Consider the following 13,299-nt stretch of genomic DNA (forward strand, 5'->3'; position numbering starts at 1 on the left):
GTCAGACGACGCGGTCGTTGCCGCCGTCCACCGAGAGGTGGGCGCCCGTCGTCGCCGGCAGGCCCGTGCAGAACGCGAGCACCGCGTCCGCCACGAGCGCGCTCGTCACCTCGACGCCGAGCAGGTTGCGCGTGCGATACTCCTCCACGGTCAACCCGTACCGGGCGGCGCGCTCGGCGAGGAGCTCGGGCGTCCAGATCGCCGTGTCGAACACGGCGTCGGGGTCGACCTGGTTCACCCGGATGCCGTCGCCGGCCCACTCGAGCGCGGCCACGCGCGCCACCTGCGCCGCCGCCGTCTTGCTCGCCGAGTACGCCGCCGCGCCGGGGCCCGGCGCCGCGACATTCTTGGTCGAGACGAGCACGACGCGTCCACCGCGCGGCGCGAGCGACAGGTACGGATGCGCCGCGCGCAGCGCGCGGACGACCGCCGTGGCGTTCACGCGCATGGCACGCTCCCACACGGTGTCGTCGAGCTCGGCGATCGAGCTGCTCTCGGGGAAGATGCCGGCCGCCACGACGAGCAGGTCCACGCCGCCGAAGTCGCGCGCCGCGACGGCGAACACGGCATCGAGCACGTCGGGGTCGCTCACATCCCCGACGACGCCCCGCCAGGCGCCGCCGGTGAACGCCGCCTCGACGCCCGGGTTCAGATCGATGCCCACGACCGCCGCACCCTGTGCGAGCAGTGCCGCCGCCATGGCCCGCCCGATGCCCGACGCGGCCCCGGTCACCACGGCCACCTCGCCATCCAGCGCCTGCCGCTTCGCCTTCGCGAGCTTCGCCTGCTCGAGCGACCAGTACTCGATGTCGAAGCTGTCGCCCTCGTCGAACGACCGGTACCCGCCGAGCCGGTCGGCGGCGTCGATGACGTCAATGGTGTGCAGCGCGATGTCGCGCGCGGCGCCCGCGGCGCCGAGCGTCGCCCCTGCCGTCATGAGCCCCAGCTCGGGGTCGAGCACGACGCGTGGTGCGGGGTCGAGCTCGGTGAACGCGCTACGAGCCCGGCCGCGCTGTCGCTGCACGTACGCCCGGTACTCGGCGGCGTAGGCCGCGACGTCGCGCCCCACGAGCGGCGTGCGCTTGGTGTGGATGACGTGCTCGGGCGTGGCCGTGCCGCGCGAGGTGAGCTCGGCGACCCCGTCGCGTGCGGCGAACGCGAGTGCGCGGGCCGAGTCGGACTGGACGACGAACATCGGATACCCCGCGGCCTCGCTGACCGCCCGGCGCAGCCGCGCGACCTCGAGCGCCTCCCCCGGCCGTGCGATCGCGTCGCCCGCGTCGCCCCACGTGGTGACGCTGAGCACCTCGGACGCGCGTGCCACGAGCTCGAGGTGCCGCGCGAGCGCGGCATCGGCGTCGTCGGCGAACGTGAACAGCCCGTGGCCGCTCAGCACGATCGCGTCGATGCCCGTGAGGTCGGCGCTCGCGATGAGCTTCGCGAGCTCGAAGCCCGGCATCACGTACGGCAGCACGAGCACGCCGTCGCCGAGCGCCTCGGCGGTGCGCTCCGCGGCATCCTCGATGTGCGTGAGTGCGACGATCGCATCGGCGTGCGAGTGCAGGGCCACGCGCGCCGGCAGATGCGCGTGCAGCAGCGCCTCGATCGATGCGGTGGGCGCATTCGCGTCGAGCGACGCCTGGCGCAGCTCGTTCACCATGCGCTCGTCGTCGAGCTCGTCGAGCCGCAGCAGGTCGAGCAGCCTCGCACGCCGAAGCGGCGCGAACCCCGCGGGCTCGATCGTGCCGAGGTTCCAGCCGCTGCCCTTCACGAGCACGAGCTCGACGGCTTCGCCGGTGACATCCCTGCCCGTCGCCTTGATCGACGTGTTGCCGCCGCCGTGGAGTACGAGTGCGGGGTCCCCGCCGAGCGCACGCGACGCGCGCGTGATCTCCTCGAGCGCGGCCGCGACCTCGGGTCCGAGCGGATGCCTCGCCGGCACGCCGGCCTCGCGGGCCGCCTCGCGCGCCCCGCGGGCGTCGCGCGCGTCGCGCTCCGCGCCAGCCGCCGCTTCCCTCCCGCCGCTCATCGGGCCACCTCCGTCCAGACCGCGCCCATGGCCGCGAGCACGCGGTCGAACCGCTCCCCCTGCTCCCGGTACGTCTCACGCTCGACGCCGGGTGACACCACGAGCCCGGGATCGGGGTCCACCCGCCAGCACTCGGTGTCCACCCCCGCGCCGCGAGCCGCGAGCGAGGCGACGCCGCGCGCGCCGAGCTCGGTACCGAGCTGCCGGCGCACGGGGCGGCCGACGACGTCGGCGAACATCTGCGCCCAGAGCGGGTTCTTCGCACCGCCGCCCGCGAGCGTCCACGGCTCGTCGGAGACGGTCGCACCGCTTGCGCGCACCTTCTCGAGCTGCACACGGTGGTACTGCGTGATGCCCTCGGCCACAGCCCTCGCGACCTCACGGTAGCCGTGGCTGCCGCGCGCACCGAGCAGGCTCCCGGAGGCGCCGAGGTGCTCGGGCGCGCCGTGCACGAACGGCAGGAACAGCAGGCCGTCGGCGCCGGCCGGCACGTCGGCCGCGGCGGCGAGCAGCTGCTGCGGAGAGATCTGGTCGACGGCGAACGTGGACATGAGCGACGAGTACCACTCGATGCTCGCGGCCGACGTCGGCGCGACCTCCGCGGCGAGCATGAGCCCCGGCTCGGGGAGCAGGGCGTTCAGCGTCACACGCGGCGGCGCCTGGTCGGCGGGCACGACGACCGCGTTGATCGCCCAGGTGCCGACGATGATCGTCACGTCCCCGCGACCGACGGCGCCCGCGCCGATCGGGCTCGCAACGCAGTCCATGCAGCCGGCCACGACCGGCGTGCCGACGGGCAGCCCGGTCTGCACGGCGGCCTCCGCGGTGATCCGGCCCGCCACCGCATCGGACTCCGCGAGCGGGGGCAGCAGCCGCATGAGCTCGCGCGGCAGCCCCAGCAGGTCGAACGTCGCACCCTCGTACTCGCGCGACGCGAGCGCGACGAGGCCGCAGGCCGAGGCATCCGAATAGTCCGCGCTCGCGACGCCCGTGAGGCACGCCGTGATCCAGTCCTTGCAGGTCAGCGCCCAGCGGGCGCGTCCCAGCACATCGGGCTCGTGCTCGTGCATCCAGCGCAGCAGCAGGCCCGGCTGCCCCGCCCACGGCATGGAGCCCGTGACCGCGCGCACCCGCTCGACCTCGTCGAGGTCGAGCCCGGCGACGATCGGCTCGGCGCGCGTGTCGGTCGAGGCGAACGCCGGCCGCACCGGGCGCAGCTCGTCGTCGACGAGGTAGAGGCCGTTGCCGTGGCCGGTCGCGCCGATGGCGCGCACCTCCCAGCCCTCGGCGTCGAGCCACGCGGTCAGGTTCGACAGGACCTCGGCGACGACACCCCAGAGGCCGTCCATGTCGATCTCCTGGCGATCGCTCGCCACGGCGACCCGCGGGTTCGGCGCCGAGTAGGTGCGCAGCTCGTTGCCGGCCTCGTCGAACGCCGCGGCTTTCGCGGCGGTCAGGCCGACGTCGATGCCGACGACGCAGTGCTTCTTCGTCACGTGGATCTCCTCGCGGTGGTCAGGCAGTCCGTTCGGCCCGGAGTCCACGCGGCATGAAGCGTCGCACCGCGACCCGGTACCGGTCAAGTTGGGTGTCGGCGTGCTCGCGGCTCCACCCGGCGTGCGCGACGAGCACGGCTGCGATCGCGGGCGCCGCCGTCAGGCCGACATCCCGGTTCACGCCGACGGCCATGCGCCGGAGGATGACGTCCTCGAGCGTGTGCGCGCCCTCGTTGCGGACGGCGTGCACGGCCTCGGCCGCGATGGCGCCGGTGTCGCGGTCGACCACCTCGGCCAGCTCGGGCTCGGCGACGACGAGCGCCTCGATCTCGGTCGCGCGTCGCCCGTAGGTGTCGACGAGCCGCTCCGCGGCCGCGGGAGTGAGCGCGCTGTCTCGCACGTAGGCGTCCCGGAAGGCGGTCCAGTCGCCGCCCGGCGCACCCGGGAAGTCGGCGTCGCGCGTGGGCGACTTCGCGGGCCGCCCGCCGAGCGCCTTCTCGAGCCGCTTCGCGACGAGCTCGCCGAGCGCGCGGTGCGTCGTGAACTTGCCGCCGACGATCGTCACGAGGCCGGCGCGGTCGCCAGCGTGCACGATGATCTCGTGGTCGCGGCTGACCTTCGACGGGTCGTCGAGGTCGGCCACGTAGGGCAGCGGCCGGACCCCCGAGTACGACCAGAGCACGTCGTCGGCCGTGAGCTTCGCCGCGGGGATCAGGTCGTTCACCGCGCGCAGCAGGTAGTCGACCTCGTCGTCGTCGATCACGACCTCGTCGATCGAGCCGTCATAGGGCAGATCGGTCGTGCCGATCATGTACTTGCCGGCCCAGGGCAGCACGAACATCGGCCGGGTGTCGTCGGGCGACTCGAAGAAGATGCAGGTCGACGGCGCACCGGGGAAGGCGTCGACGACGAGGTGGCTGCCCTTCGTCGGGCCGATCTTCCGCTCGTGTGTTCCCGCGAGGTCGAGCACGGCGTCGACCCACGGTCCCGCCACGTTCACGACGACGCGTGCGTCGACCTGTTTCAGCTCGCCGTCGACGCGGTCCCGGTAGCGCAGTCCCGTGACCCTTCCGCCCGAGCGCACGATGGACTCGACGCGCGAGTGCGTGAGCACCGTCGCGCCGTGCGCTTGGGCGTCGATCGCGAGCTCGACACAGAGCCGCTCGGTGAGCGGCACGTTCGCGTCGTGGAACAGCCCGCCCCACTTGAGCCCGCCCTCGACGAGCGACGGGTAGTCGCGCCGCAGGCGCCCGCCGAAGACGACGCGTGAGAACGGCAGCGGCTTCCGGAACGAGAGCACGTCGTGCAGGAGCAGCCCGCAGGAGAGCAGCCATCCGGGCCGGCTCGCGCCCTTCGAGAACGGGATGAGCATGGGGTAGTGGTGCACGAGGTGCGGCGCGCGTTCGAGCAGGATGTTCCGCTCACGGATCGACTCGTGCACGAGGTGCACCTCCATCCGCTCGAGGTACTTCAACCCGCCATGGATGAGCCGGGTCGCGATCGCCGAGGTGCGGGCGCCGACGTCGTCCTGGTCGATGAGCAGCACGGAGCGGCCGCGGCGTGCGGCCTCGCGGGCGATCGCGAGGCCGTTGATGCCGGCGCCGATCACGGCGACGTCGACGGAGGCGGGCGCGGGTGCGTACGTCGAGAGAGCGGGCATGCTGGTGAGTCCTCCGGTGAGAGAGCGCGGGCGCGCGGCTGGCGGCACCCTGCAGCGTTCGTGACGGGCCGGCGACGGATGCCTCGTCGCCGGCCCCCTGGCTCAGTGCGAGAGCTCTTCGAAGAGCGCGAAGGCCTCGTCGGGCGTGAGCCCGTCGTGGACGACGCCGCGCACCGCCTGGAGCATGGCCTCCGGGTGCTCGGACTGGAAGACGTTCCGGCCCATGTCGACGCCGGCCGCACCCTCCTGGATGGCCCGGTAGGCGACGCGCAGCGCCTCGCGCTCCTCGACCTTCTTGCCGCCCGCGATGATGATCGGCACGGGGCAGGCGCTGGTGACGGTCTCGAAACCCTCCTCGACGTAGTACGTCTTCACGAAGGCGGCGCCGAGCTCGGCCGAGATCCGGGTCGCCAGCCGGAAGTAGCGCGCGTCGCGCACCATGTCGCGGCCGACCGCCGTGACGGCGAGCACCGGGATCCCCGTGGCCTGCCCCTGGTCGACGAGCGTCGTGAGGTTCTTCACCGACTTGGTCTCGTTGTCGCCGCCGACGAAGACCTGCACCGCGAGCGCCGCGGCGTCGAGGCGGACGGCGTCGTCGATCGAGACCGCGAGCTCCTCGTCGGAGAGCTCCTTGAGCACGCTCGGTCCACCCGACGCGCGCAGCACGATGCCCTTGCCGCTGTCGGCTGGGATCGTGGTGCGCAGCGCGCCGCGCGTGCACATGAGCGCGTCGGCCTGCGGGATGAGCGGCACGATCGAGCGGTCGAGCCGCTCGAGGCCCGAGGTCGGGCCCTGGAAGTACCCGTGGTCGAAGGCGAGCATGACGGTCTTGCCGTCCGCCGGGTCGAAGATGCGAGACAGCCGGGCGCGCATGCCCCAGTCCTGGCCGCCGAGACCCTTGAGGTGGAATCCGCCGCCGACGGCGGTCGGGCCGGCGGCCGCGCCGCCGAAGTCGGTGCCGTCGCGCAGGTCGTCGAGGTCAGCCATGGATGGTCTCCTTCTTTCCGAGGTGCAGGGATGCGCGGAGCCGCGCGAGGGTGGACCGGCCGGTGCCCGTGGCCGCGGTCGAGATGACCACGACCGCGACGACGAGCACGCCCTTGAGGATGTTCTGCGCACCGACCGGCCAGCCCACGAGGTTCAGCAGGCCGGACAGCAGCACGAAGAACATCGCGCCGGTCCAGGCTCCGGCGGGCACTGCGCGCCCGCCCGAGATGAGGGTTCCCCCGATGACGACCACGGCGATGGAGTCGAGCATGTACGAGGTGCCGAGCACAGTGCTCGGCGAGATGAAGGCCGCGAGCAGCGCGCCCGCGAGTCCGGCGAACCCGGCCGAGACGAGGTACGCGCTCGCGGTCACACCGCGCACCCGGATGCCCGCGCGTTCGGCGGCCGGTGCGCTCTGGCCGACCGCGACGATCGAGAGCCCGAACCGGGTGCGCGTCAACATGAACCAGATCGCGACGGTCACGAGCACGACGAGCAGCGCGATGACCGGGATGCCGAGGACCTTCGCGTTCACGAGGCCGCGCAGCGCCGGGTCTGCGCCGGCCCGGTTGGCGTCGGCGAGCAGCAGCGTCGCCGACGTGACGATGAGGCTCGTCGCGAGCGTCGCGATGATGGGCGGCACCCGGAGCAGCAGGATCGCGATGACGCTGATCAGTCCCGCGACGACCCCGGCGGCGACCGCGGCGAGCACACCCACGAGCGGGCCCGCGGACTGGCCGACGGCGACCGAGACGTACGAGGCCATCGAGATGACCGTGCCGACGGAAACGTCGATGTTGCCGGGGCCCAGCGTGATGACGAGCATCTGGCCGAGCGCGACGAGCACCAGGAACGGGGCGAGCGAGAGCGCCTGCGCGAGCGGGTCGAACGGCGCGCCCGGCCGCACGGCGATGATGCAGGCCCAGACCACGGCGACGCCGATCAGGGACCAACCCCACGCGGGCCAGGTGAACCGGCGGCGTTCGGATGCCGCGGCGATCGCGGTCGTCTCGGGCCCCGGGGCGGCGGGGCGCGGCTTCACGGTGCTCATCGGGTGAACCTTTCGGTGACGACGCGGCCCGCGAGCACGGCGAGCACGATGATGCCCTGCGCCGCGGACTGGAGGCTCGACGAGAGGTTCACCAGGCTGAGCAGCACGGTGATCAGGCCGAGCGTGACGGCGCCGAGCGTGGCGCCGATGGGGAGGGCGCGGCCGCCCGAGAACGTGCCGCCGCCGAGGATCACCGCGGCGATGGTCATGAGGGTGAAGTTGCTGGCCGAGTTCACGTCCCCCGACCGGGTCTGCGCGGCGAGCAGGAGCCCAGCGAGGATGACGAGCACGGCCGCGAGCACGTACGCGGTGACCCGGGTCGCGGTCCGCGAGCGGCCGGCCTTGTCGAGCGTCGCGGCGCTCGAGCCGAGCGCGCGCATGCGCATGCCGGCCTTGCTGCGGCGGGCGAGGTACCAGCCGATGAGCGTTGCGAGCACGATGAACAGGATCGGCGCCGGGAAGGCCGTCGGGCGCCAGCTGCCGATCGCAGCGAGCCAGTCGGGGGTCGCGCCGCCAGGCGTCGGCAGCAGCTGCAGCCCGAGCCCGAGCCACACGAACGACATGCCGAGCGTGACGATGATCGACGGCACCCCGCGGCGCTGCACGATGAAGCCGAGCAGTGCGTACACGCCGACGATGCCGACGAGCATCGCGAGCCCGAGCAGCGGACTCTGCGCGAGCGTCGTCGCGGCGATCACCGTGACGAGGCCGACGAGGTAGCCGATCCCGAGGTCGATGTCGCCGACCGACATGATGAGCATCTGCGCCTGCGCCGCGAACACGAGCGGGATGGACGACATGAGCATGAGCGTGAGGCCCGGGATGCTGAGGATGCCGGGCTGGATCGCGACCGCGATCGCGAAGATCGCGATCAGCGCCACGAGCGAGAGCAGCGCGGGCGAGCCGTGCACGGCACTCGTCCTGGCGCGGGCGCCGAACGTCGGCCGGGCCGGGCGCGTGCGTGCGGCGCCCGCCGGGGCGGTGGTGGTCATCGGGTGCCTCCCGTGGCGTCGTCGAAGGAGTCGGCGATGATGCGCTCCTCGGTGTTCGTCTCGCCCGCGAGCTCGGAGACCACGCGGCCGGCGCGATACACGTAGACCCGGTCGCAGTGCGCCATCTCGCCGTTCTCGGTCGAGTACCAGACGATGGCGCGCCCGGCGCGGGCCTCCGCCCTCATGAGCGCGTACAGCTCGTTCTTGGTGGCCACGTCCACGCCGCGGAACGGATCGTCGAGGAGCACCAGCCGGGCGTCGGTCGCGAAGGCGCGGGCGACGAGCACCTTCTGCTGGTTGCCGCCGGAGAGGGCGGTGATCGGGGTCGATGCGGAGCCGCGCACGCGGAGCGCGTCGATCCAGCGACCCGCGAGGTCGCGCTTCGCGCGGCCGTCGACCACGCCGAGCTTGGAGATCTGCCGGAGCGCGGAGACGGTGAGATTCTCGGCGACGCTCCAGAGCGGCAGGATGCCGGAGGTCTGCCGGTCGCCGGGCACGTAGGCCCGGCGCTTCGGCACGGTCGCGCCGCGGCCGCCGCGCCAGAGCCGGCCGAGCACGCGCTCCTGCCCCTGCCCGGCGAGGCCGGCGAGACCGACGACCTCGCCCGCGTGAACGCGGACGGTGTGGCCGTCACCCGAGCGCAGCTCGGCGACCAGCGCACCCTCGGCAGCTTCGTCCGGTGCGGATGTCTCTCCCGCGGCATCCTCGACGAGCTCCTCGGCACGCTCGAGGGCCGAGGCATCCGCTCGCACCTCGCCGCCCATGGCGGCGAGGAGGCCGTCCTCGGTGGCCTCCTGCGCGGCGTAGACGCCGACGACCGTGCCGTCCTTCATGACCGCGATGCGGTCGCTGTGCGCGCGCACCTCGTGCATGCGGTGCGAGATGAGCAGCACGCTCACGCCGTCCGCGACGAGGGTGCGCAGGTGCGCGTAGAGCTGACCCGCGGCGTCGACGCCGAGCGACTCGGTCGGCTCGTCGAGGATGAGCAGGCCGAGCCGGTCGGTGCAGAGCGCCCGGGCGATCTCGACCATCTGCCGCTCGGCCATCGGCAGTTCGCCGGCCCGTCTCAGCACGCTGATCCCGTGGCCGGGGAACACTTCGTCGAGCACGTCGCCGACCCGGCGCTCTGCCCGGCCGCGCCAGCCGAAGCGGGCGCGGCGCGGGTCGGAGAGCGCCGCGTTCTCGGCGACGGTCAGGTCGGCGCAGAGCGCGAGCTCCTGGTAGACCATGCGCACACCCGCCTCGGCGGCGGCCGACGCGGTCCACGGCCGGGACTCGCCCCGCCAGACGATCGCGCCCTCGTCGGGCTGCTCGCGGCCGGCGAGCAGCCGCATGAGGGTGCTCTTGCCGGCGCCGTTGTGACCGACGAGCCCGAGGATCTCACCGCGCGCGACGGCGAGGTCGACGCCGTGCAGCGCCCTCGTGCTGCCGTAGCGCTTCGCGACGCCGATCGCGGCGATCGTGTCGGCGGTGGCCGCTCGCGCGCCTGGGCGGTGCGCCGCTGCGGTTCCGGTCGCGATGGAGGACATCGGTGGCTCCTTCGGGCTCGTCGGCGGGCGGGATTACTTGATGGCGGGCGCCTCGACGGGGTCTCCCGCGAGGTTCGCCTCGATGGCGGCCTTCACCGACGCCTCGTCCCACGGGTACGCGGCGTACTCGTCGGCATCGAGCTGGCTCACCCAGGTGTCGAGGTCCTCCTGGCCGATCTGCAGCAGCGGCAGCACGACCTCGTTGGGCACCTCGTCGCCCGCGAGCTTGGCGAGCGCGACGTAGATGGCGGCGACGGCCTGGCCCGGGTCGGTCAGCGCGGCGAACGAGCCGTTGTCGATGCCCCGCTCCTTCCAGAACGCCAGAGACTTGCCGTCGGTGTCGAAGACGACCACGGGCAGCGGGCGACCGGCCGACTCGAAGGCCTGGATGACACCCATGCCGCCGATGCAGCCGGGCACCGCCGCGATCTCGGGCAGCGACCCGAGCACCGAGACGATCTCCTTCTGCGCGGTCGAGGAGTCGCAGTAGCCGTTGACCTCGGCCGCGACGGTGACGTCGGGGTACTCCTCGAGGATCTCGAGCTGGCGAGCGTGGAACTCCTCCTCGGGCTGCGAGCCGATGACGCCGCGGTTGATGACGATGTTGCCGGCGCCGCCGATGGCGTCGAGCGCGGGCTGGATGGAGACCTCGCCCCACTGGTCGTACGCGTTGCGCACGATGGTCGCGCATTCGGCGTCCATGTCGGCGTCGAGCACGATGACCTCGATGCCTGCGGCGCAGGCCTCTTCGACGGCCGGCACGAGCGCGGTCGAGGATGCCGGGATGACCATGAGTACGTCGGGCGACTGCAGCATGAGGCTGCGGATCTGCGAGGCCTGCTCGGTGGCGCTGTTCTCACCGGGCGCGTTGACCGTCGAGAACTCGGACACGATGCCTTCGCCCTTGAGCTTCTCGGCCTCGGCCTCGAACTTGTCGATGAGGGTCAGACGCCAGCCGTTGACGAAGCCGTTCGACAGGGCGATCGAGATGCCCTCGCCATCGGACGAGCCTTCGCCGGCTTCGGCGTCGCCGCCGGCACAGCCGGTGAGCATGAGCGCGGCTGCGGCCGCGAGTGCGACGGCGCTGCGCCGCAGGGTTCCAAACGACATTGTTCTGCCTCCAGTGTTCGCTTCGCTGCGAGACGCCGGCCCGGCGGGCCGACGCGAGTACTGCGTGCGTTCCGGCGATTCGGCCGGATCCTCGATCCCGGTGACCCGGTCTCGAACTTGTCGTGTCTAACTTGTCATACTCAACTCATCATGACAAGTTGGCAATTACCGCGCTCGTCGATCGCTCGGCTCGGCTCGGCCCGAACGAAAACGGAAGCGGTAGTCTCTCGTCAGCGTCGACGGGCGGCGAGGCGGCGGAGAGAGGAATCGATGGCTCAGCACAGCTCGCTCCGCGGGGACCGGCTCGATCGCGGCGCAGAGACGCCGCTCTGGCAGCAGCTCGTCGCCGTGCTGCGCGACGCCATCCGGCACAATGAGCTCGCCCCCGATCAGGCCCTGCCGTCGGAGGCCGAGCTCATCGACCGCTTCGGCGTCTCACGGACCGTCGTACGCGAGGCGCTCGCGGAGCTCGTGCGCGAGGGACTCATCTACAAGATCCGCGCGAAGGGCTCCTTCGTCTCACCGACGAAGCCCGCACTGCGCTTCATCGGCAGCACCCTCGGGTCCGCCGCCGACCTGCGCGCCACCGGCCGCACCGTGACCACCCACGTGTTGTCGATCGAGGAGGGCGCCGCCACCGACGACGAGGCCGAGGCGCTGCACCTCGATGCCGGCACCGAGGTCACCCGGCTACGCCGGCTCAGATCGGTCGACGGCCTGCCATGGCTGCTCGTGGACACCGCCCTGCCCAAAACGCTCTTTCCCGGGGTCGCGAAGGCGAACCTCGAGAACCGCTCGCTGTACGAGCACCTGCGGCGCCACTACGGGGTCACCCCGAAGGGCGCCGACCGCTGGCTCGAGGCGGTCATCCCGTCCGCCCAGGACGCGGAGCTGCTGCAGCTGAACGCCGGCGAGCCGGCGCTCGCGATCGAGTCGATCACGTGGCGCGACGACGGCACGCCGTTCGAGTACTACCGCGGGCTGCACCGCAGCGGCGAGCCGCGGTTCCACGTCGGCATCCGCTGACCGCGGCGCCCGCGCCGATTGCGCCACGTACGACGAATTGCGCCACGACCGCCGTACGTGGCGCAATCGGTCGGAAGTGGCGCAATCGGTCGGAAGTGGCGCTGCTGAGCGGCCGGCCGGCCGGCGCTACGTCAGCGCGAAGCGCAGCTCAGCCATCGCTGGCCCCGACCACGCGGCCGTGCCCTCGAGATCGTCGCCGCGCACGGTCACGACGCGACCGCCCCGCGCGATCACCAGCAGCGCGAGCTGCGGCAGCAGATCGCCGGCACGACGTCCGTCGGTGAGCGCGTCCCCGGCACCGTGGCCGCTCGCGAACTCGATCGCGCCCGACTCCCGGTCGAGCGTGCCGTTGACCGACGTCGTGAAGTCGAACCAGAACGTCTCGACCGCGCCCTCGACCGCCTCGTGGGCGATCGCGGAGAGGTCTCGTTCGACGCGTCCTGCGCTGCCGTCGGCGAGCGTCTGCAGCTGCGACACTGCCTCGTGCACGTTGAGCTTCGCGAGCTGGTGCCGGACCGCCTCGTCGATCTCTGCCGCATTCAGCCGGTCGGAACCACCCGGCACCGGCACGATGCGCCGCCCGTTGCGGCTGCGATCGATGAACAGGCTCAGCAGCGGCTCGGTCGCGAACACGAACAGCGGGATCCGCTCCTCGGGGTCGCGCTCGTACAGGTCATGCTTGACCACATCGGACACCCGCTTGGCGTACAGGTCGAGGAGCGTCTTGCGCCCCTCGTCGCCCTCCAGCCGGCTGGCTCCGTTCTGCGCTCCGACACCACTGCCGGCGCCGCGCGGCGCACGTTCACCCGGCTCCCGGTTCGTCGCCGCATCGAGGTTCTCGAGGCCCTCGGCCTCGATCTCGAGACGCGTCGCACGATCGGTCGGCGTCGCATGCCAGACACACCACTCGTGCGCCGAGATCGTGATCGCGTACGCCTCCTGATCCTGGCTCGGCGCGCGCAACAACTGACCGAGCGTGAAGTGCGCGCCGACGTGGACGGCGTCGTCGAGCCGATTCGGGAGGACGAACACCTCCTCGAATCCGGGCGCGACGAAGATCGCGATCGAACGTGACAGATTGCCCCACAGTGGCTGGTCTCGAAGGATCGAGTCGCGGCTGCGGCGCAGCGCATCGACCTCAGCCGTGGGTGCCCCATCAGCGCGAACGCGTTCGATCGCCTCGTCGAACGCGCTCTTCACCGCGACCTCCGCACGCTCACGCTCGGCGACGACCGGCGACGTCGAGGTGTAGATGCTGATCGCGGGGTAGTGTTCGCCGGCCAATGCAGCGAAGTCCGCGGTGGTGGGCAACTCGTAGTGAACGGCCATTCGTTCCTCCTCCGGGTTGGTCTCGCGACCCGCGACCGCGGTGCCGCTCGTGCCTCAGCCTAGGAAGACCAGGCCACGAGCGACACCCTT

Annotated in this window: 10 protein-coding genes; 1 reads left to right on the forward strand and 9 read right to left on the reverse strand. The window is 72.3% G+C overall.

Features of this window, described 5'->3' with window-relative positions; all coding sequences use genetic code 11:
- Position 1 precedes the first annotated feature (1 nt).
- The 8 genes from QU602_RS15475 to QU602_RS15510 all read right to left on the reverse strand — a co-directional run bounded on the left by QU602_RS15475 (position 2) and on the right by QU602_RS15510 (position 10,854).
- Positions 2-2,029: an SDR family NAD(P)-dependent oxidoreductase gene (locus tag QU602_RS15475; RefSeq protein ID WP_308797349.1), complete on the reverse strand. Its 2,028-nt coding sequence runs from the start codon at positions 2,027-2,029 to the stop codon at positions 2-4.
- Positions 2,026-3,525 carry an FGGY-family carbohydrate kinase gene (locus tag QU602_RS15480; RefSeq protein WP_308797350.1) on the reverse strand — a complete coding sequence of 500 codons (1,500 nt, stop codon included), beginning with the start codon at positions 3,523-3,525 and terminating at the stop codon, positions 2,026-2,028. Before QU602_RS15480 ends, QU602_RS15475 begins: the two co-directional genes overlap by 4 nt.
- 19 nt (positions 3,526-3,544) lie before the next feature.
- A complete protein-coding gene (locus QU602_RS15485; protein ID WP_308797351.1) occupies positions 3,545-5,185 on the reverse strand; it encodes a glycerol-3-phosphate dehydrogenase/oxidase in 1,641 nt (546 codons plus the stop codon).
- Between the two features lie 102 nt (positions 5,186-5,287).
- On the reverse strand, positions 5,288-6,172 hold the full coding sequence (gene lsrF, locus QU602_RS15490) for a 3-hydroxy-5-phosphonooxypentane-2,4-dione thiolase (RefSeq protein WP_308797352.1): 885 nt from the start codon (positions 6,170-6,172) through the stop codon (positions 5,288-5,290).
- The gene (locus QU602_RS15495) at positions 6,165-7,223 is read right to left on the reverse strand and encodes an ABC transporter permease (RefSeq protein ID WP_308797353.1); all 1,059 of its coding nucleotides are present in this window, start codon (positions 7,221-7,223) and stop codon (positions 6,165-6,167) included. The genes lsrF and QU602_RS15495 overlap by 8 nt, the downstream gene beginning before the upstream one ends.
- Positions 7,220-8,215, reverse strand: coding sequence for an ABC transporter permease (locus tag QU602_RS15500; protein ID WP_308797354.1), 996 nt, complete (start codon positions 8,213-8,215; stop codon positions 7,220-7,222). The genes QU602_RS15495 and QU602_RS15500 overlap by 4 nt, the downstream gene beginning before the upstream one ends.
- Positions 8,212-9,744, reverse strand: a complete 1,533-nt coding sequence (locus QU602_RS15505) for a sugar ABC transporter ATP-binding protein (RefSeq protein WP_308797355.1) — start codon at positions 9,742-9,744, stop codon at positions 8,212-8,214. The genes QU602_RS15500 and QU602_RS15505 overlap by 4 nt, the downstream gene beginning before the upstream one ends.
- A 33-nt stretch (positions 9,745-9,777) precedes the next feature.
- Positions 9,778-10,854, reverse strand: coding sequence for a substrate-binding domain-containing protein (locus QU602_RS15510; protein WP_308797356.1), 1,077 nt, complete (start codon positions 10,852-10,854; stop codon positions 9,778-9,780).
- A 270-nt stretch (positions 10,855-11,124) separates the two neighbouring features.
- Between QU602_RS15510 and QU602_RS15515 the strand changes: the two genes are divergently transcribed.
- On the forward strand, positions 11,125-11,880 hold the full coding sequence (locus tag QU602_RS15515) for a GntR family transcriptional regulator (protein WP_308797357.1): 756 nt from the start codon (positions 11,125-11,127) through the stop codon (positions 11,878-11,880).
- A gap of 126 nt (positions 11,881-12,006) precedes the next feature.
- Here QU602_RS15515 and QU602_RS15520 read toward each other — a convergent pair whose 3' ends face one another.
- A complete protein-coding gene (locus QU602_RS15520; protein ID WP_308797358.1) occupies positions 12,007-13,209 on the reverse strand; it encodes a hypothetical protein in 1,203 nt (400 codons plus the stop codon).
- Between the last annotated feature and the right edge of the window lie 90 nt (positions 13,210-13,299).

Origin of the sequence: Agromyces protaetiae (genome assembly GCF_030866785.1) — a bacterium.
GTDB classification, from domain to species: domain Bacteria; phylum Actinomycetota; class Actinomycetes; order Actinomycetales; family Microbacteriaceae; genus Agromyces; species Agromyces silvae.